This window comes from Desulfobulbus rhabdoformis, assembly GCF_016919065.1.
Classification (GTDB): domain Bacteria; phylum Desulfobacterota; class Desulfobulbia; order Desulfobulbales; family Desulfobulbaceae; genus Desulfobulbus; species Desulfobulbus rhabdoformis.
The window spans coordinates 85,725-106,264 of record NZ_JAFFQA010000013.1; the positions used below are offsets into that span (position 1 = coordinate 85,725).

Below are 20,540 nucleotides of genomic sequence, written 5' to 3' on the forward strand. Positions count from 1 at the left end.
GGGCTATTTATGTTATTTGCCGTTCTAGCTGTGCTAGGTGCGGCTGGATTGGTGCTGTTTCGTCACCCGATGAACGGAGCTATGAGTTTTGTCATCACGCTGATTTCTTTGGCCGGTCTCTACGCCCTGCTTTCAGCTAAGCTCATCTTCGCCCTGCAGCTGATTGTCTATGCCGGTGCGATTATGTCGCTCATTGTCTTCATCATCATGTTCTTGAATATCCAACCCGAGGATCTGCCCAAAGAAGAGGGTAAACTTCTCAATATTTTGGGAGCGCTGATCATCGTTGCCCCCATTGGATATTTTCTTGTAAAAATCGTCAACCGCCTGCCCAATGCCACAACCGAGCTGCTCGGGAATAACTTTGGCGGCGTAAAACCAGTAGGTCTGCTGCTGTTTAAGGACTGGTTGGTACCGTTTGAGATTGTCTCCATCCTGCTTCTGGTCTCCCTGATGGGTGCACTCTTACTTGCAGGGAAGAAGAAGGAGGTCAGCAAATGATACACAGTTATTTGTATTTAAGTATCATTCTTTTCTGTTTAGGTGTAGTCGGCGTCATTTCACGTCGCAATGTCTTCACCGTCTTCATGTCCATCGAGTTGATGCTCAACTCCGCAAACCTCGCTTTCATTGCCTTTTCACGGGTTCACGAGAGCATGGACGGGCATGTACTTGCGATGATGGTTATGGCCGTAGCTGCTGCTGAAGCCGCCCTGGCTCTTGCTGTGGTTATCTTACTGCATAAACACAAAAGCAAGCTCGACACCAACGTGTTTAGCCTGCTGAAAGGGTGATACCATGGAACATAGTGTAACCTACCTTGGTCTGATACCGCTCTTTCCGTTGATGGGCGCGGTACTCATCGGACTACTGCATGTTTTTACCTGTAACAGAAGAAAGTTACCGGAGATGCTCTATGGCCTTTTGGCCTGTGTGGGGCCGGTGCTCTCTTTTATCATGGCCCTGAAGATCTTCTTTGCACTCAAGGGGATGCCTGCAGATGAGCGTTTTTTGAGCCAGGTTGCCTTTACCTGGTTCTCTGTGGGCGATCTGCATATTAACATGGGTTTTCTGGCCGATCCCTTAAGCAGTCTCATGCTGCTGTTTGTAACCCTGATTGGCTCGTTGATTCATATTTATTCCATCGGCTACATGAAAGGGGATAAGAACTTCGGTAAGTTCTTCTCTTACCTGAACCTCTTCCTCGGCTCTATGCTGATCCTGGTTCTGGGTGACAGCCCTGTGGTCATGTTTGTTGGCTGGGAAGGCGTGGGCCTCTGCTCCTACCTGCTGATCAGCTTCTACTCTGATGGAACCGATAACGTCTTGGCTGGTAACAAGGCCTTCATCGTCAACCGTGTGGGTGACCTTGGTTTTGTTCTGGGTATGTCCTTTCTCTTCTGGGGAATTGGCTCCCACGGTTTTGACTACATGTCTCTGAAAGCAAACGTTCATCACCTGGCACCTGGGGTAGCCTTAGCTACTTGTCTGCTGCTCTTTGTTGGTGCAACCGGTAAATCCGCACAGATTCCGCTGTATGTGTGGTTGCCTGATGCGATGGCCGGTCCTACTCCGGTTTCCGCGCTCATCCATGCCGCAACCATGGTCACCGCCGGCGTCTACATGGTTGCCCGCTTCAGCTTTCTCTACGCACACGTAGAACTCGCAGGCACCATCGTTGCCTGGGTTGGTATTCTCACCGCTCTTCTGGCTGCCATTTTTGGTATGTTCCAGGAGGACATCAAAAAAGTGCTGGCCTACTCAACTGTATCCCAGCTTGGCTACATGTTCGCCGGTGTAGGTGTTGCAGCCTACTCCGCTGGTATCTTCCACGTATTCACCCACGCTTTCTTTAAAGCACTGCTCTTCCTTGGGGCGGGTTCTGTTATCTGCGCTCTGCATCATGAGCAGAACATCTGGAAAATGGGCGGTCTGAAAAAGAAAATGCCCAAAACCTATATCACCATGCTGATCGGTGCCCTGGCCCTTTCCGGTTGTCCGCCTTTCAGTGGTTTCTTTTCCAAAGACGAGATCCTCTACAGTGCCCTTGCAAGCGGTCACTTTGGAATCTGGGCGGTTGGTGTACTGGTAGCCGGTATGACCGCGTACTACACCTTCCGTATGATGTTTGTTGTTTTCCACGGCGAGCCCCGTGACCAGCATGCCTATGACCATGCCCAGGAATCACCTGCTGTCATGACGGTTCCGCTGATCATCCTGGCTGTCGGCGCGCTCTTTGCTGGTTTTCTGAACCTGCCGGCCATCTTTGGTGGCGACCAGATGGTTTCTCACTGGCTCGCTCCCAGCGTGACTGAACATCATCCCCACACCGGTCTCTTTGTTGAGATCATCGCCATCGGCGCCAGTGTGGTTGCTTTTCTTATCGGTATCAAGGCTGCCTACTCCCGTTTTGGCAAAGGTGCCGAGGAGCCGAATTTCTCTGGCTTCGCCGATTTCGCTTATCACAAGTTCTACGTTGATGAGTTGTATGACGCTGTCATTGTTCAGCCCTACAAACGTGTTGGTGCTGCAATCTGGAAAACCATTGAACCCAACGTCACTGATGCTCCGGTGAAGAGCGTAAGTACGCTGTATATGTTGCTTGGTTCCGCATTCAAGATCTTACAGGTCGGTTATGTTCGGGTCTACGCAATCTATATGATCATCGGCCTGAGTGTCATGAGTTTGTTCCTCTCTCAAACGCTGAACTGATAAGGTGAACAAATGTTTGAACATGTCCTTTCTTTTATAATCTTCTTGCCCATCGTGGCCGGGTTGCTGCTTCTGGCAACCCCGGCAAACAGGACGGTTGCACGGTTCACGGGGACGGCTATTTCCCTGGCCGCTCTCGTTCTCAGTCTGGATTTGTACACAAAATTTCAGGCCACCGGGCATCTTGAATTCATTGAAAACATTCCCTGGGTAGAGTCCCTGGGCATCAACTACTCCTTGGGTGTGGACGGCATCAGCCTGTTCATACTCATGGCTACCTCGGTCCTGCTGCCGATGGTGTACTTCATCTTCTCCACCAAGGAGAAGGGGTACTACGCCAACCTGCTGCTGGTGCAGGGAGCCATGACCGGTGCCATCTGTGCCACCGATATGGTTCTGTTCTACATTTTCTGGGAGGTCATGCTGCTGCCTGTCTTCTTCATGCTCGGCCTCTATGGCGGCGAGAAAAGACTGCCTGCCACCCTTAAAATTACCCTGTACACCATCGCCGGTTCGCTGTTGATGCTGGCTGCCATTATTTACTTGGGCGTTAGCTATCACGCACAGTTTGGTGAGTGGTCCTTTGCCATGGATAAGATGGCAAACCTCAATCTCGAAGGTCGCGTTGCCGCATTGGCCTTCTTCGGTTTCATGATTGCCTTTGCAATCAAAATTCCGCTGTTCCCGTTTCACACCTGGTTGCCCGATGCTTATACCGAGGCACCGACTGCAACCACCTTTGTGCTTTCGGCTGTTATGGCCAAGATTGGTGTCTACGGTGTTGTTCGTTTTGTCCTTCCTGTCTTTGACATGGAATTTGCCCGCTACGCCATCCTGCTCGCCTACCTGGGAGTGATTGGCATGATGTACTGCGGTATTGCCGCTATTGCTCAAAAAGACTTCAAACGGATGCTGGCCTTCTCCTCTGCCTCCCATATGGGCATTATCGCCTTGGGTGTGTTCTGTATGAACGTTCAGGCGCTGACCGGCTCCATCTACCAGATTGTTGCCCATGCAACCTCCACCGGTGTGCTTTTCCTCTTTGCCGGTGTGCTTGAGCAACGGACCCAGACTCGCTCTATTGCGGATCTTGGTGGCATTGCTGCCAAAGCCCCGGTTTTTGCTCTGTACTTTGCTATCGCCATGCTGGCTTCCGTTGGTCTGCCTGGAACCAGTGGCTTTATCGGTGAGTTCATGATCATCCTTGGAGCGATCAAGTTCAACACCATGGTTGGTGTGCTGGCAGGAACCACCCTTATTGTTGGTGTCTGCTACATGCTGTGGATGTTCCAGCGTGTATTTTACGAAAATCCCACTCCTCAGTCTGAAGGCTTCAAAGATCTGAGCCTGGTTGAAGGCTTGACCTTCCTCCCGGTTATAGTCTTGATTATTGCCATGGGTATCTTTCCCAATACTTTCTTGAAAAAGATCACCCCGTCTACGGAGTTGGTATTTTCACAGAGTGAACCTGCAGCTGTGCACACAGCCGCAGTAACACCTGTCCAGGTTCCTGGGCTTAACCTAGAAAAGAACTAAGGCCGGATGACCATCATGACAAACGATTTAATGTTACTCTTACCATTGATTATAGTGGGCGTGGGGGCAATAGCGTTGATGCTTGCCTCCGCCTATAAAATCATAAACAATACCAGCGCCGCTCTTGGGAGCGCGCTGGTCTTCGCGGTCGCCTTTCTGGTTCAGCTGTCATTTTGCCTTAAAGGTAATGCTGTTCTCTTTTCCGATACCTTTAACGGCATTCTGGTCGCCAATACCTTTTCCAAAGGCGCAGGGCTCGTCATTCTGGCCTGCGGACTCTTTACCTCTTTGAGTTCTCAGACCTATTTTAAACAAAATGATTTCTGCAGCCCAGAGTATTACTCTCTGACTGTTTTTGCAGCCTCTGGTATGCTCCTGCTGACCATGACCCAGGAACTGATCTCTGCCTTTGTCGCCCTTGAGATCATGTCCTTGGCGATTTATATCCTGGTTGGCTACAACCGCAAAAATGTGGTTGCTGCTGAAGCCGTGTTGAAGTATCTCATGCTTGGAGCCTTTGCCGGTGCCTTCCTGACCATGGGAACAGCCTTTGTCTATGGGCAGACTGGGACTACTCAGTTCGCTAAGATTGGACAGTACATTGCGGCCAACGGTTTTACCCAATCACCGGCTATCATCGGTGGCGCTTTCTTTATTCTGGTCGCCTTTCTCTTTAAGGCTGCAGCCTTCCCGTTCCATGCCTGGGTTATTGATGTCTATGACGGTGCTTCCATGCCGATCACCGGGTACATGGCAACCGGGCTGAAAACCGCAATCTTTGCCGTTTTCGCAAACTTCCTGGTGGCTGATGCGCAACTGCATGCAGGTTGGATTACCTTCCTCTTCTATGTTTCAGTACTCACCATGTTTGCCGGAAACCTGATTGCCATTGGTCAGTATTCTCTCAAACGTATGCTCGCCGCCTCAGGTATCGTGCACTCAGGTTACCTGTTGATCGCGCTTGTCGCAGTTTCCACTGAAGCCTTCAGCGGTGCAGTTATTGCCTACTACCTGGCTGCCTATGCCGCTGGTACACTGGGCATCTTTTCTGCCCTGAGCTACTTGAGTGGTAAAGATGAAAAACGGGTGACCTTTGATGATTTCAAAGGTTTGGCCAAGGTTCGTCCCTACTCAGCAGCCGCGATCAGCATCTTTCTGCTGTCCATGGCGGGTATTCCGCCGACGGCTGGCTTCATGGGTAAGTTTTATATTATTACCAGCGCCATTGACGCAGGTCAGGTCACCCTGGCTGTTCTGGGTATCATTTCCAGTGTGATCTCCATGTGGTACTACCTGCGCCTGATCATCAACATGTATTTTTATGAGGCCGAGGAATCGTTTGCTGATACAGTTCCCTCAAGTCTCGCCTCTGCCTGTACCTTTGCTCTTGCTTTTTGTGTGTTTGCCATCAGTCTGTATCCGCTGGCCATTTGATCTCGCAAGTTAATCAGAGCATGCTGTAAACAAAGGGTCCGGAAATTTTTTTCCGGACCCTTTCTGTTTTTCCCTGAATCCGTGAGCATTCATCCGTGCGTCAGTTTCGTTGTTTGTGGCATGCCGATTAAAGTACACTTTATCGGCTTGTTACCAACAATGAAGGTGGCGTGCTGATGGATGCCCCAAAAGGCGGCGGGTGAAACTGAACAATACATGAATTTGTTTAAAAATCTTCGCCCCTTTAAAGGGATACGTTGTTCAGTGCCATCCGCCGTCACGGATTCAGGTTTTTCCTCTTCTCTTTTTCCCCAGGTTCTGTCGCGGTTTTTTCTTACCGCTTGACAGGACGTCCTCATAAGGTCAGTATACCGAGCAATCCCACTGTAACCGATCACGGGGTACCGAATCTGCGGCGTTATCGGCCTGTTTACTCACAGGCGTACGCTGCACAGGTCGATGCCTAGCATCTTCGGTACCCCGTAATCGATGACAGGCGTGATGGTTGTCGATATTTTCGGGACGTCTCCTGTGATTGGTTACGTTCCACTTGATATTTGATGGTCGCTTCATTCTCCCTTTGCATGCGAGGTATTTTTGACTGAGCCGACTCCCTTTTCAACGGATTGCTCTTCTGGCAGCTTTTCGAAGGTGACGTCATTACTGCGATTTTTGGGTACCCCTCCTTCACTTCAACCCCGTTCTGTACAGCGCAGGCTTGTTGTTATCGCCCTTGCTACTTTTGGGGCCGTTCTCACCATCACCTATGGGGGGGATCAGCTCAATATTTTTTTTAACCGCGTTCAGCAAAAATCCATCTCCACCAAGCTGTCCTATGAGCTGAATACTTTTATTATTGATCGGTTTAAGCACGCCGTCCATAGCCTTACCGAATATGGCGAGGTCATTGACGCCTGTGGGACCACTACCAAGCCTGATAACTCGCAACTGCAGCGTGTACTCAATACGGCGCAGGGAGCGCTTGACGTTGCCTATATTTACATCATGAACACTGACGGTCTGGTTATCGGGTGTTCAACAGGGACCAGGGGGAGTAGTTTAACTGGGGAGCAATACCGCTTTCGTCCCTATTTTACCCAAGCACTTGCCGGAGATGCCTGTTTTTATCCTGCAGTCGGAGTGACAACCAATAAAAAGGGGTTTTACTTCAGCGCTCCTGTATATGGTGGTGGGCGGGAACAGCCGATAGGAGTCCTCGTCGTAAAGACCAGAAGCGAATTTATCGATACCTTTTTTACCGGCCCCAAGGACAGCGTAGAAGCCTTGCTGGTTTCTCAAGAGGGGGCTATTTTCGCCTCAACCCTGCATGAGTGGAACTTTAAACGAAGCTGGCCCATAGACCAGCAACAATACCAGGCTTTACTTCATTCACGTCAGTTTGGTGATAACGCGCTTGACCCTCTCCCTGTATCTTTACGAAGCAATCTTATATTCTATAACAATATTCGGTACTGCGTCTACTCCCATCCCCTGACGTCAGATGGATGGACCATTACCACGCTTATGCCCGTACCCTTTCCCTGGGCAGTTATCCTGCTGTTTAATTCTGCGGCTCTTTCCATAGGTGTGCTTTGCGGACTTTTAGTGATTCATGCACACAACGAGGAAGAACTCACCGATCAGGTTCGTGCTGGTCAACATGCCAGCTGGCAGGCTGAAAGGCTTCGCCGAAATTCGATGCTTGAGTTGGAATCTATTTTCAGCGCCAGCCTTGTTGGAATTGTTCTGGTGCGAGACGGTGGGATTGTTAACGTCAATAATCGCATGACCGAGATATTTGGTTTTAGTCGTAAAGAAATTCTGGAAAACGATATTCGCCAGTTTTTTGCCAGCCGGGGATCTTTTCGTCAGTTTGTCACCTTGCATCTCCCTCGTCTTACTCAGGGAACGGTCGAACAGGTGGAATACACCTTACGGAAAAAAGATGGATCGCTTATTCCATGCACTTTAAGTGGAAAAGCTATTAATTCCGATGACCTCAGTCATGGGACTGTTTGGGTTATTGAGGATATTTCCCGAAGAAAATCTGTGGAACAGGAGCTGAAGCGGGCAAGAGAGGCAGCAGAGGCGGCAAATATTGCCAAGGGGGAATTTTTGGCTAATATGAGTCATGAAATCAGAACGCCCATGAATGGGATTATCGGGCTTTCAAATATTTTGCTCCGCGAACCCCTGGGCCATCAACAACGAGAGCAGCTGTCATTGATAAATCGCTCTGCCCTTCGTTTGATGACTATTATTAATGATATTCTTGATTTTTCCAAGCTTGAAGCCGGACGCTATGACCTGGAAGTGCAACCGCTCTCGCTTAAACATCTTTTGCAGGAAGTGCTTGGCCCTTTGGAAGTTACGGCTCGCCGCAAAAATATCATCTTGGAGTCTCAGATTGCCCCTGAAGTTCCTTGTAGTGTATTTGCTGATCAGACCAAATTGATGCAGGTGCTGACTAACCTTGTTGATAACAGTCTAAAATTCACCAAACACGGTAAAGTAGGTGTGTACGTCCGTACTTGCACCGTAAGCGTAGAGGGAAAGGAGGGGGTCCTTTTTGAAGTGGCCGATACCGGACTGGGGATTGCCCCTGAGTATCAGGAGAAGGTATTTGAATCTTTTACCCAAGCCGATACTTCCCATTCTAGAAATTTTGGCGGTACAGGCCTCGGATTGTCGATTACCAAAGGGTTGGTTGAACTCATGGAGGGAACAATCTGGTTTGAAAGTCAACTCAATAAGGGGACGCGGTTTTTCTTTTGCGTTCCTTTACAAAGAGACACCCGGCTGGTGCCAGATGGACCTACGCCTCTTGAGTCATTTTCTGGGCCTTTAGAGTACTCTGCCCATGGAGAGGGGCAGCGCATTTTGGTGGCCGAGGACGAGTACATCAACAAAATCCTTATTCGTACATTGCTTCAACAAGCAGGATACCATGTTACGGTGGTGACAAATGGAAAAGAAGCTGTCGAGGCCTGGCGCGGAGGCATTTTTGATTGTATCCTGATGGATATTCAGATGCCTGAAATGGATGGATACGAGGCGGTAGATCGAATCCGTCAGTCGGAGCCGCCAGGGGAGCATATTCCTATCATTGCCATGACAGCCCATGCGCTGCGCAGTAATCGAAAAAAATGTCTTGATGCCGGAATGGATGAATATGTATCCAAACCCATAGACGGGCAGGCCGTCCTCAATTTACTTCGTGATTATCTGCAAAAAACAGAAAAGAGCTCAGACTCCTTAAATACACAAACATAGCGTATGCTCAATAGAATCATTTTACTTGTCCTGTGTTGTGGAGTTTTTCTTTCAGTGTGTTATCGCCTCGTCGATCATCACCAGAGTGATATTACTCTTATTGATCTCCTTCCTCAAGAAACTGCGTTGGTCATAGAGAGTAAAAGTATTGTCACAGCGTACAATCAGCTTCAGCAGGGGCTGCTTGGCAAGGTGTTGTCGAGGGCAGACTTTCCTTCCATTCTGCACCGTTTTCCTCTGACAGATAAACAGCAAGAGCAGATATTGGCAAAATGCAACGCATTCTTGGAGCTCAAGACCAAGGAAAATGTATTGACCAATCTGCCCCCCGATTCTCTTATTGCACTCATTCCCCAAAGAACATCAGAGCAGATTACTTTTGAGCAAATTGGCAATCGACTCGTCTTTATAGGGCGTCTGTCACCAAAGGATACCCCAGAAGGTTTTTTTGCCCGTGGTTTTGGCCCTATTCTTCGAGAAGATCATGGAGAATTTCAAGGGGTGATCCTCACTCGTCTGCATTTTGAAAAGGGTGCCTCTCTTTCTTATTTCACCCATGCCGGAGTGCTGGCCTGGGCATTTGAAGAGTCGGTACTCCACCCCTGCATTTATCAGCTCCTGCAGGATCTCATACCCATCCGCGCAGGTGTAACCAAACACAGTGGGTATTTGCAGTTAAAGAAACTTGCTGCACGTAAGACCCAGATTTTTATATATATGCGTTTACATAAGCTTCGTAGCCTCTTTCCCTGTTTAAGAGAAATGAGTTCGCCTGCGGCTTTCCCCTGTGCTCATGAAATTGCCCTGTATGGAAACCAGGCAAAAAAGGGGATGCGTTATTCCCTGGTTGCGCTTGCAGACCAAACCGATATTGCTGCTTTTAAACGTCAACACCATCTCGACGATGCAGTGACCAATGCGCCCATTGGTCGGCTTTCCGAAAACACCTCCTTCGCCCTCTGGACCAATTGGTTCAAACCTCAAAAATTTTGGTCACATCTCAGGCAGATTAACTTTGCCCCCATTCAGGTCTTTCTAAAATGGTGGGCCAAAGATTTACAAAAGGTAGGTGGGGTCACGGTACCGGAGTTTCTTGCCCTTATAGGGAACGACGTTTCCCTGGACATTGAGCAAATGGAATCCAGGGGACAATACCCAAGATCCCTGGTTTCCATATCTTTGGCCATCAAAGACGCGCAGCAGGTTGGCCGTGTCCTTGACCAGTTGACACAAACCCTCCACAGGGAGAATGTGCTTGCTCAGGGCGTCAAGATCGTTCAGTTTCTCATGGCCGATGGATTGCTGAAACCTGCCTATGGGGTGGGGAAACATCGTCTTTTTCTTGCTGACAGTGCAGAGTTGATCAAGAGGATGTACAACAAAATTTCTCAGGCTGGACAGCATGGCCGGCCCAGTCCTGGCTTTTATGGACAGCGAAGCAACTTTTTTCTTTTTCTCCGAACAGGAGATATGGTTGAGTGGGTATTCCCGGTCGTTGAGACGATACGCCACGACTTTGGCCAGCATTACGGCAACAGCTTTGATGATTGGTTTATTTTTCACCCCCTTGTACAGTCGATTTTGCTGGATCTTACAGATATCGAAACGACTCGAATACGTGGCTTTATCGGCGATAAAGAACTCTTTTTTGAGCTGGGCTACACCCTAAAAAAACAATAGAAGGCAAACGCGGGTGCTAGCCACCAGCGCAACGACTGGCCAAAGTTGTCTTGAAAAAGATACCGAGTATGCATTTTTTTGATAAGCCTAGAGGAACGGAAGTATGGAACAGATGGTTGCAGAACTGAAGAAAATTTTACCTTTCAAATCGACCACGGTTGAGGGCGACACTGTCGTTATTGCGTCAAAAAATCCAGAAATGTTGGTCTATGGACGTGTCGGGTCCATAGAGCGCGACACAACCCGAAAAGATGAGTGGTGGCACGTCACCCTGCATCTGCTCTCGATCCCCATGCAGACTGTCGTTTGGACCCTGCGAACTCCTCAATTTTCAGGCGAAATTTTTACGATGGGTGGTGAGGGCCGTTTTATCCAGGCCGTGTCTTTTGATGAAGATGCAAACAAAGCCAAGACACCAGGGCCGCCTCAATCAAAGAAAGAATCAAAGCCACATCCCTCTGGGCTGCGTATCGTTAAATGAAACAACTCGGCGGTTGGATAACAGTTGGCAATGAGCGTGGTGTTCATAGCCGCATTGCCACCGGCCTTGCCGAAATTGCAGCAAAGTATCAGGTGCGACTGCACCTGAGCCTGAAAGAAGAGACCGCTGACTGTTCCATGATCCTGGATGTGCTTGCCCTCGGCTGTGTTCAGGGCGATCAGCTCCAGGTTATGGTTGAGGGTGATGCAGCCCGCCGGGCTCTAGAAAGCGTAGAGGCACTGTTAACGGCCAAGGAAGATCCTAAATGACACAGAAACGGATGCACGCCAAAATGCCGGAAAAAATTCCACGGAAGCTGCGCGGAACAGGAGTTTCTCCAGGACTGGTCATTGCTCGTGTCGTTGTTCTTAAACGGCAAAACTGGCAGGCAGGCTGGTATCAGTTGCCTCCTGGACATATAGACGGTGAGGTGCATCGATTTAAACTGGCCATTGTGGGGGCAGAGGCAGAGCTGCATCAGTTACGGGAGAAAATGGCCGGTGATCTCACCGAGGCTCTCTCGATTATCGATTCCCACCTGCTGATGCTCAAAGATCCTATGATTGTGCAGCGGACCGAGGCGATAATCCGTGAGCACAACGTCAATGCCGAGTGGGCCCTTGGACAGGCGCTTACTGAAATCAAGGCCCGCTTTGACAAAATACAGGATAGCTACATTAGAGAACGGTATGTGGATATCAAACATGTGGCCGAGCGTGTTTTTGATTTTATGACTGGGCAACAGAGCTCAGAGCAGCCCGAAAATCAAGAGCCCAGCATTTTGGTGGCTAATGATTTTTCTCCGGAAGATACCCTGCGGATGCAGTCCGGCAATGTCTGTGGATTTCTCACCGAAAAAGGCGGCCTGACCTCGCATACCGCTATTATCGCCCGCTCTCTGCATATCCCTGCTGTGGTGGGCCTGGAACAGATAACCTCCATTGTGCGCGATGGGGATAGGGTCATTCTCGATGGCGCCTCCGGCCAGGTTATTATTGGGCCCACAGCCGAGGAAATTGAGGACCTCCAGGAAAATATTCAAAGGAAGCATGCCTTTAACGATGCGCTCGATGAGTATATTCCCTTAAGTGCTATAAGTCTTGATGGTGTCCCCCTGCGTTTGAGTGCCAACATTGAGATGTGCGAGGAACTCGATGCAGTACAGAAGTATCGTTCTGAAGGGATTGGGCTTTTTCGTAGTGAATTCGGATATTTTTCCAAGGCTTCTCTCCCCTCTGAAGAGATGCTCTTTTCCACCTATAAAAAGTTATTGGAAACCATGCATCCTTTTCCGGTGACGGTTCGGACCTTGGATGTCGGGGGCGATAAGGTGCTCAATGGTTGTCCTGGTACTACCGCCTGGCTTGACCGGGAACGTAACCCGGCATTGGGCCTTCGCTCCATTCGGTTTTCGCTTTTTGAGCAGGATCTCTTTCGAGCACAGCTCAGAGCCCTGCTGCGGGCATCGGTCCATGGGCATCTGCGGATTCTGTTGCCCCTTGTTTCAGCACTGTCTGAACTGCGGGAGGCCAAGGAGCTGATAGGCGAGGTCATGGACGAACTGCGCTCCAAGGGAATCGGGTATGCGGAAAATGTTGAGATCGGCATGATGGTGGAGGTGCCAAGTGCTGTGGTCATGGCTGATCTCTTTGCGCGGGAAGTTGATTTTTTTGCTATCGGTACCAATGATCTGATTCAGTATTCCCTGGCCATCGATAGGGGCAATCAGTATGTGGCCCATCTCTATGAGCCCTTCCATCCGGCCGTCTTGCGCATGATTTATCAAACAGTGCAGGCGGCGATCAATGGCAATATTCCCGTCTCGCTGTGTGGAGAGATGGCAGGGGATCCTCTCTGTGCCCCTATACTCATTGGTTTTGGTGTCGACGAGCTTTCCATGCGTCCGTCGCTAATCCCTCTGGTCAAGCGGTTGTTGCGCCATTCCAGTTATGAGGATCTGCGTCAGCTCAGTGGCCAGGTTCTGCGCTGTGAGGACAGCGAGGATATACGGGCCGTTTTACTCCGCACCTACGACCAGTTTTACCCACGGGAGTTTCTTGATTATGAATGAGCGGGAGATAATCGAGCATATTGCATCCCTTGGCCGTCTGGAGTCAAACAGTGATCTGGTCAAGGGCATAGGCGATGACTGTGCCGTCGTCAGACGCGATGACCAGCGTGCCTGGCTTCTGACCCTGGATACCCTGATCGAATCGGTTCATTTTGACTGCAGTTTTCACCCTGCCTATAAGCTTGGACGGAAAGTTGTTTCGGTGAATGTCAGCGATATAGGGGCCATGGGGGGCACCCCTCTTTTCGCCCTTTTGTCAGTAGGCATGCCGCCAGACTTTGATCAGGAGTGGTTTTGTCAGTTCTCTTCAGGAATTACTGATGCCTGTTATGAATACGGGGTTCTTTTGATTGGCGGCGATACGGTGAAAAGCCCCCAGGGACTCAATTTTTCCCTGACTCTTATTGGTGAGGCCCGCCTTGATGAGGTTATCTACCGTAGTACTGCCCAGCTTGGCGATACGGTCTGGGTGAGTGGGCCACTTGGCTGGGCAGCTGCCGGGCTGGAGCTCTTGCAGCAGGGTAAAGGCGAATTGGGAGGTGAGTTGGAACCCCTCTTTGAAAAACACCGCAATCCCAGGGCGAGAGTCAGTTTTGGCGCCAGTTTAGGGCGCAGTGGCCTGATCCACGCGATGATGGATCTCTCTGATGGTCTGGCCACGGACCTTGCCCATCTATGTAAGGCTTCGGGGGTTGGTGCGGTCTTTGATGCAGAGCTGTTACCCGGAAAATCTTTACTTTGTCAGGCAACTCAACATATCAAAAAAGACCCGGTGGATTGGGCTATACGCGGTGGAGAGGACTTTGAACTGCTCTTTACCGCCTCCTCGGAAAGTGAGTCTCAACTGCTCGCAATGGCGCAAGAGTTTGATCTCAGGGCCACGCCAGTTGGTCGCATCACCCAGGATCTGGGCGTTCGTATGCGGCGCAGAGCTGCAAACGGTCGTCTTGTAGAGGAACCTGTTTCCTACACAGGATTTGATCATTTTCAAGAACCGGGCAAAAGGGATGGAAAGTAAGTATTTTCACTGGGGGCAGGTGATTACTAATCCATTGACTTTCCCTGGAGAATTGATGCAATGAGTGCTCCTGGCACTGTGTTGATAGTCGATGATGAACGTGATATGCGTAATCTTCTGGCCAAAGTTCTGGCCAAGAAGGCGAACTGCGAGGTCATGACCTGTAACTCGGCGGAGGAAGCTCTGGAGCAAGTGCAGCTTGAACCTCCAGATGCGGTGCTCACAGATATAAAAATGCCGGGAATGGATGGCTTAAGTTTTCTTCAACACCTGCAATCCATTGATCCCTCACTGACCACCATTGTCATGACCGGCTACGGCACCATTGAGATGGCTGTACAGGCACTGAAGGAAGGGGCCTATGATTTTGTCGAGAAGCCTTTTGATAATGAGCGAATTTTGCGTACCGTGCGACGGGCGCTTGAGCGGACGAAACTGCTGCGGGAAAATGTTCAGTTGCAGCATCAGTTATGTGACCAGGGCGTACGCCATGGCTTTGTCGGTCGTTCCAATCGACTGACCCGGACTCTGGAACTGCTGCACCGCGTCGCCCAGTCCAATGTGACCGTGTTGATACGGGGGGAGTCTGGTACGGGCAAGGAACTGGCCGCGAAGGCCCTGCACGCCATGTCGCCCCGTGGAAAACGCGACATGATTACGGTTAACTGTCCTGCGCTTCCCGAACACATCCTGGAGAGCGAACTCTTTGGTTACCGCAAAGGGGCTTTTACTGGGGCGGATCGCGACAAGAAAGGTCTTTTTGTGGAGGCGGATGGTTCGACCTTGCTGTTAGACGAGGTGGCTGATATTCCTGTCAGCGTACAGACAAAACTGCTGCGGGTACTGCAGGAAAAAGAGGTCCAGCCGCTGGGGCAAAATAAAACCTTTGGCGTCAATGTCCGGGTCATCGCCTCGACGAATCAAGATCTGGAGGCTAAGATTCGTCAGGGGCAATTTCGAGAGGATCTCTTTTACCGTCTCAATGTGATGACTGTGACCATGCCGAGTTTGTCGACTATGGTCAGCGATATTCCCCTGTTGTCTCAGCATTTCCTCGATCGTTTTTGCGAGGAGCATGACCGAGGGGAGCTCGAATTCAGTGAAAAGGCTCTGCAGGAACTGGTTCGACATCACTGGCAAGGCAATGTGCGCCAGCTGCAAAATGTGATCAGCCGCGCAGTACTTTTGAGTCCCGGGCCATTTATTGAGGTTGATGATTTATGGGAAGAGGAGGGAGGGGATCTCTCCATGGACGAATCGGTTCCGTGTCCTTTTGCCGAACAGGAACTCTTTGAACTCCCCTATAAAAAGGCGAAAAACCGTCTCGTCGAGGAGTTCAGCAGTCGCTACCTGAGTGAGGCCCTGGAAGCTGCTGCGGGCAATGTGACTGTTGCTGCACGTCGATGCGGCATGGAACGCCAGGCCTTTCAACGTTTATTACGGAAGTTTCACATCGACGCTGGGAGTTTTCGCGGATGAGCAAGAAGAGGAATCCCTATGTGTTATCTGGAAACAAATCCTTCTGCAACTTCTGTCCTGGGTACTGCTGCTACCGATTACCAGGCTCATCGTTGCTCCTGACCAACGATGATATCAACCGTATCGCACGCTATTTGCAGGTCAGTGACGGGGAGGTCCGAGGAAAATACATTGAACATAGAAATACCTTCCGCACCAGAGAAGACGGATCCTGTATTTTTCTTGCTCAGGGAAAAATGTGCAAACGATGTTTGATCCATGAGGCGAGACCCAAGCAATGTAGGGAATTTCCCTATGATAGGCCCTGCCCGTATCTGGAAAATGAGGGATTGATGGAAATTATTCAACCCCGCATTGAAGAGAGCTTATGGGCACCGGTGGCCCAGGTATCATCGTATTAGAGAACTGCACGCTCTTGCTCGCTGCAGGTATACGCCCCAGGCAGAGGTCTGAAGAAGATGAGGAAATTCTTGCTGCATCCTTTCTGGCTCATGGTGGTCCCGCTTATGCTGTTCAATCCGGGGGAGGCCTGTGCTCTGCAGGTACACGGTGAACCCGAGGGGCTCTACGTCCACCAAATTGCGCATCTTCATTACATCTTTGCGTTGGGCTATTTTTATTGGGATATCAGGCGAACCTCCTTTACCGGGCGTGGATGGGGGTATCTGCAGATGTTCTGCCTGCTCATGACCTGCTGGAATCTCATGGCCTTTATAGGTCACATCGCTGGTGCCTATCTGCATCCCACTTCTCTGGTACAAAAAGATCATTACCTGACCACTCTTCTCCTGGAACCGTTTACCCTGACCAAATACATTTATTATGTGACCAAGCTCGATCACCTGATCTATGTGCCTGCGATGTTTTGTCTTTTTATTGGTCTCCGCTCATTTTACCACTCGGTGGCCCAAGAAGACCTGGGAGGACAACGATGAACGGTTTACCCATGCTGCCGACCATCGTTGTGGATGTGTCCGGCTCGGTGCTTAATATCATCTTCTCCTCGCTTTCCCTCTGGTATGCTTTCCGCCTGACCCGCCTCAGGCCTGATAACTTTCTTTGGGGGTACCTCTTCTATGTCACTCTGGCCATTACCGCCTTTGCACTGTCCAGAGCGGTTGGCCATCTGGCGAAGGAGATTTTTTATATAACCGGCAATATTAATCTCTGGCACGATATTGCCCCGTACTCAGGTGGGATTAACACCTTTTGCATGATCTCTGTGGCAGCGGTCATGATTTTTTATCACAAGGGAGTGCAGGCCTATGAGGCCATTGAGCAGGAAGCTGCCAAACTCAAGCAATCGAAGATCCGGCTGACCAAAACAGCCAATGAACTCAAAGAGTTGAATCTGAATTTGGAGGACAAGGTAGAGGAACGAACTGCTGAGTTATCCGAATCGGAAAAGAAGTTTCGCCATCTCTTTACCGCTTCCAAAGATATGGTTTTTTTTACGGATAAACATAATAGAATCCTTGATATCAACGCTTCGGGCCTGGAAATGTTAGGCTATGCAAGTGATGACAGGCCATCTCTCGGGTTGGAGGACCTCTTTCGCAACGAGGGGGCCGTACGGGCGTATGGTCGAAGTTTGGTCATGTATGGCTATATTCAGGATTTGGAAGCTGAGTTTAAAAAACAGGACGGGACCACCGTGTATGTCCTGATCTCTGCTACCGCACTGTATGACGAGTACTCCCAGGTGATTGGTTCGGAGTGCATTGCCAAGGATCTCACTCGCCTCAAAACCATGATGGAACAGCTTGTCTCATCCGAAAAAATGGCCTCGGTGGGGCAAATGGCAGCTGGAATTGCCCATGAGATCAATACGCCCCTTGGCATTATTCTTGGGTATGCCCAGCTGATGATGGACGACTTTGAGCCCGATTCGGAGACGTATCAAAATCTTGAGGTAATTGAGCGTCAGACCCAGGCCAGCCGTAAGATCGTGGCTGATCTGTTGAAGTATTCCCGCCAGTCCGGAAGCGCTCGCGAGAGTGTGAATGTCAATGAGATTTTTACCGATGCCGTTGCCATTACAGAGCATAGCCTCAATCTGAGCCATATCAAGGTCTATTTGCACTGTGCCGAGGAACTGCCCGTGGTCATCGGTGATCCGGAAAAACTCCGGCAGGTGGTGGTCAACCTGATCAACAATGCTCACCACGCAATGGACGGTTTGGAGCGTGGTGAGTTGCATCTGCAAACCCGCTATGCAAAAAATGAAGGCAAGGTGATTGCCGAGGTTCGCGATACGGGGCATGGAATTGAGGACAAGATCAAAGCAAAAATTTTTGATCCTTTTTTTACGACAAAGCCCGTGGGCAAGGGGACTGGACTTGGCCTCTCTGTTTCCTATGGAATAATTCAAGAGCATGGGGGGACGATCGAGATTGACAGCCCCGTGCATGAAGCTGATGGTACCGTAGTTCAGGGAACCCTTTTTCGCCTTGTCTTACCGGTTGCCCAGGAAACCAGCGCCATCAAAGAGGAGTAGGGAAATGGCCAATGGTGCTGGTCCCGGAACAATGCAGGGGCACTGTGGAACAATGACCCAGGAGGTTCGTTATGGCAGAAATTCTCATTTTGGATGATGTGCTTGATGCCACAGTTCTTGTTGGAAAAATACTGAAGAAAAAAGGGCACATCCCTCACACCTTTACCGAGGAGGATGAGGCCATCGCCTATGCCAGGTCGCATCCGATTGATCTGGCAATTTTAGACATTAAACTCAAGAAGATGAGCGGTATTGAAGTGTTGGCCATGCTCAAAGAGCAGAATGCCAACATGCGAGCCATCATGCTCACTGGGTACCCCACCATGGAAACCGCGCGGGAAGCCATTGGCCTTGGAGCCGATGAATACTGTGTCAAGCCCATTGACCGGGCTGAACTCGAGGAGAAAGTGGAACAGGTCCTGGCCCTGTAAATGGAGAGCTACGTTTGAGAGACGAGCATCCCCCACTTTGCAAAGACATGACTCCCCATAACCGGATACTCCTATGCAGCAGTCACGCGAACAACGGTTTTTAGATATATTTCAAAAGGTAACGCGCCTTACCTCCACGGTGTATGACCATCAGGAGGTCATGGATACCATTGCCGAGGCTCTTCCACCGTTGCTTGCAATAGATGCCTGCACCATACGCCTGCATGATTCCTCCATTGGCAGCTTTGTTCTTGGCGCTGCCCATGGTGTCTCCATGGAGTACCTCTCCCGCGAGGTGATTGATACCGAAGAGACCCTGAACATGGTCCGCTCTGGTCATCCGGTCTATTCCACCCATGTGGATGAAGACCAATATCTGCCCTTTCATGAAGAAGCCAGCCGTGAAGGCATCAAAAGTGTACTGACCCTGCCCATTGCCTACCAGGACGAACTCATTGGCATCATGCGGCTGCTGACTCGGAATGAACGGAGTTTCTCTCCCGAAGAAATCTCCTTTACCATGGCTCTTGCAGAGCAGGTGGGGATTGCACTGTCCCATGGCCGGATGTTTGATGAGATGGCCGCCCAACTACGTTTTCTCCATGAAATTCAAGAGGTCTCAGCACTGGTCAACTCCACGCTTGATCTCGCCGCCGTGCTTAACGGCTTGGTTGAACGCGTCACCCGGACCATGCGGGCCAAGGGATGCACCCTGCGTCTGCTTGACCCTGAATCCGGTCATCTTGCTCTTGCCGCTGCCCACGGGGTTTCCCGGGCCTACTTGCAGCGGGGGGAGGTGGAGCAGGAACGGAATATACAGCTGGTGCTCGCCGGGGAGCCGGTGGCAATTTATGATGTCAGCCACGATAGCCGCATCGAGTATCATCAGCAGATGGCAGATGAGGGGATCGTCTCTTTGCTCGCCGTGCCGGTGAAAGTCAATAAAGGTGTCATCGGGGTGATGCGCATCTTAACCGATGCACCCCGGGTATTCACGGAGACCGAGGTCCGTTTTGCCGTGACCCTGGCCGAGGTGGGGGGCGCAGCCTTGCGCAATGCCCGCAACTATAAGCAAATCTCCGACCTGGTTGGTCAGATACAGGAACATGAACAGTTTCTTGGGGATATCCTCAATAATCTGCGGCACCAACTCCTGGTGTTAAACCGTGACCGCCGACTGGTCCTGGCGAACCAGGCTTTTCTTGACACCCTGGGAGTGAGCGAGGAAGAAGTCATCGGCATGCATTACTTTGATCTCTGTCCCCCCAAGGGAGATAGAGAAACCTGCCCGGTGAATCAGGTTCTGGAGGGACGTGAGATGGTTCCCTTTGTGCAGGAGGTTCATGTTGGCGATAGGCCCCGTTGGTTTGAACGTTCGGCCTCACCTATTCATGATGAAAAAGGTCAAGTTGAATATGTTGTCGAAATTATACGGGACATATCAACGGAACAGATGCTTGAAGAGGAAAAGCTGCAAAGCAGTAAACTCCAGGGGATTGTCGAACTGGCTGGTACGGTTGCCCATGAGATCAACAGCCCCCTCTTTGCGGCCCTGGGGACAGCTCAGCTTTTAGCCGAAGAACAGGAGGAGACCGAACTCGGAGAAGAACTTGCTGTCATCATACGAAATTTAAAAAACATCGGCGAATTGACAGAAAAGATGACCTCGATGACGGGGTTTTCCCGTCGTGAATATGTCGGGGCACGAAAAATTTTATCCTTAAAAAAATAGTTGTTGTTGCCCCCCGGTTTTCAGGGAGATGTCTGTCGCTTGAGGTTGTAAAAAAACATGCGCTCCTGTCATGATTGTGCAAACGGTCAGTGACTTGAAACGGGCGGAAGGTGACAGAGAAAATGTGTCAGTAAATTATTTTTGAAAACAGGGAGCTGCTGGCAATGGGAGTTTCGCCGATTTTTATCTGATCCCA

General features: G+C 50.3%; 17 protein-coding genes. All 17 read left to right on the forward strand.

Going from position 1 to position 20,540, the window contains the following annotated elements:
* Positions 1–9 precede the first annotated feature (9 nt).
* The 17 genes from JWJ90_RS09090 to JWJ90_RS09170 all read left to right on the forward strand — a co-directional run bounded on the left by JWJ90_RS09090 (position 10) and on the right by JWJ90_RS09170 (position 20,344).
* The gene (locus JWJ90_RS09090; protein ID WP_205226903.1) at positions 10–501 is read left to right on the forward strand and encodes an NADH-quinone oxidoreductase subunit J family protein; all 492 of its coding nucleotides are present in this window, start codon (positions 10–12) and stop codon (positions 499–501) included.
* Positions 498–794 carry an NADH-quinone oxidoreductase subunit NuoK gene (gene nuoK, locus JWJ90_RS09095; protein ID WP_205226904.1) on the forward strand — a complete coding sequence of 99 codons (297 nt, stop codon included), beginning with the start codon at positions 498–500 and terminating at the stop codon, positions 792–794. Before JWJ90_RS09090 ends, nuoK begins: the two co-directional genes overlap by 4 nt.
* Positions 795–798: 4 nt before the next feature.
* Positions 799–2,712, forward strand: a complete 1,914-nt coding sequence (nuoL, locus tag JWJ90_RS09100; protein ID WP_205226905.1) for an NADH-quinone oxidoreductase subunit L — start codon at positions 799–801, stop codon at positions 2,710–2,712.
* Between the two features lie 12 nt (positions 2,713–2,724).
* Entirely contained in the window at positions 2,725–4,248 is a 1,524-nt protein-coding gene (locus JWJ90_RS09105) for a complex I subunit 4 family protein (RefSeq protein WP_205226906.1), read from the forward strand.
* A 15-nt stretch (positions 4,249–4,263) separates the two neighbouring features.
* Positions 4,264–5,682, forward strand: coding sequence for an NADH-quinone oxidoreductase subunit N (locus JWJ90_RS09110; RefSeq protein ID WP_205226907.1), 1,419 nt, complete (start codon positions 4,264–4,266; stop codon positions 5,680–5,682).
* A 651-nt stretch (positions 5,683–6,333) separates the two neighbouring features.
* On the forward strand, positions 6,334–8,955 hold the full coding sequence (locus tag JWJ90_RS09115; RefSeq protein ID WP_205226908.1) for an ATP-binding protein: 2,622 nt from the start codon (positions 6,334–6,336) through the stop codon (positions 8,953–8,955).
* A gap of 54 nt (positions 8,956–9,009) precedes the next feature.
* On the forward strand, positions 9,010–10,635 hold the full coding sequence (locus JWJ90_RS09120; protein ID WP_205226909.1) for a hypothetical protein: 1,626 nt from the start codon (positions 9,010–9,012) through the stop codon (positions 10,633–10,635).
* A 103-nt stretch (positions 10,636–10,738) separates the two neighbouring features.
* Complete coding sequence (locus tag JWJ90_RS09125) at positions 10,739–11,116, forward strand: hypothetical protein (protein WP_205226910.1); 378 nt, start codon at positions 10,739–10,741, stop codon at positions 11,114–11,116.
* Positions 11,113–11,385 carry an HPr family phosphocarrier protein gene (locus JWJ90_RS09130; protein WP_205226911.1) on the forward strand — a complete coding sequence of 91 codons (273 nt, stop codon included), beginning with the start codon at positions 11,113–11,115 and terminating at the stop codon, positions 11,383–11,385. Before JWJ90_RS09125 ends, JWJ90_RS09130 begins: the two co-directional genes overlap by 4 nt.
* Positions 11,382–13,187 carry a phosphoenolpyruvate--protein phosphotransferase gene (gene ptsP / locus JWJ90_RS09135; protein ID WP_205226912.1) on the forward strand — a complete coding sequence of 602 codons (1,806 nt, stop codon included), beginning with the start codon at positions 11,382–11,384 and terminating at the stop codon, positions 13,185–13,187. Before JWJ90_RS09130 ends, ptsP begins: the two co-directional genes overlap by 4 nt.
* Positions 13,180–14,205 carry a thiamine-phosphate kinase gene (gene thiL, locus JWJ90_RS09140; protein ID WP_205226913.1) on the forward strand — a complete coding sequence of 342 codons (1,026 nt, stop codon included), beginning with the start codon at positions 13,180–13,182 and terminating at the stop codon, positions 14,203–14,205. The genes ptsP and thiL overlap by 8 nt, the downstream gene beginning before the upstream one ends.
* Before the next feature lie 60 nt (positions 14,206–14,265).
* On the forward strand, positions 14,266–15,684 hold the full coding sequence (locus JWJ90_RS09145) for a sigma-54-dependent transcriptional regulator (RefSeq protein WP_205226914.1): 1,419 nt from the start codon (positions 14,266–14,268) through the stop codon (positions 15,682–15,684).
* A complete protein-coding gene (locus JWJ90_RS09150; RefSeq protein ID WP_205226915.1) occupies positions 15,681–16,085 on the forward strand; it encodes a YkgJ family cysteine cluster protein in 405 nt (134 codons plus the stop codon). Before JWJ90_RS09145 ends, JWJ90_RS09150 begins: the two co-directional genes overlap by 4 nt.
* Before the next feature lie 69 nt (positions 16,086–16,154).
* Entirely contained in the window at positions 16,155–16,619 is a 465-nt protein-coding gene (locus tag JWJ90_RS09155; protein ID WP_240194844.1) for a hypothetical protein, read from the forward strand.
* On the forward strand, positions 16,616–18,181 hold the full coding sequence (locus JWJ90_RS09160) for a two-component system sensor histidine kinase NtrB (RefSeq protein ID WP_205226916.1): 1,566 nt from the start codon (positions 16,616–16,618) through the stop codon (positions 18,179–18,181). The genes JWJ90_RS09155 and JWJ90_RS09160 overlap by 4 nt, the downstream gene beginning before the upstream one ends.
* Before the next feature lie 71 nt (positions 18,182–18,252).
* Positions 18,253–18,612, forward strand: coding sequence for a response regulator (locus JWJ90_RS09165; protein ID WP_205226917.1), 360 nt, complete (start codon positions 18,253–18,255; stop codon positions 18,610–18,612).
* Between the two features lie 73 nt (positions 18,613–18,685).
* Positions 18,686–20,344 (forward strand): GAF domain-containing protein, encoded by a 1,659-nt coding sequence (locus JWJ90_RS09170; protein ID WP_205226918.1) that lies wholly within the window; start codon positions 18,686–18,688, stop codon positions 20,342–20,344.
* Positions 20,345–20,540: the final 196 nt, after the last annotated feature.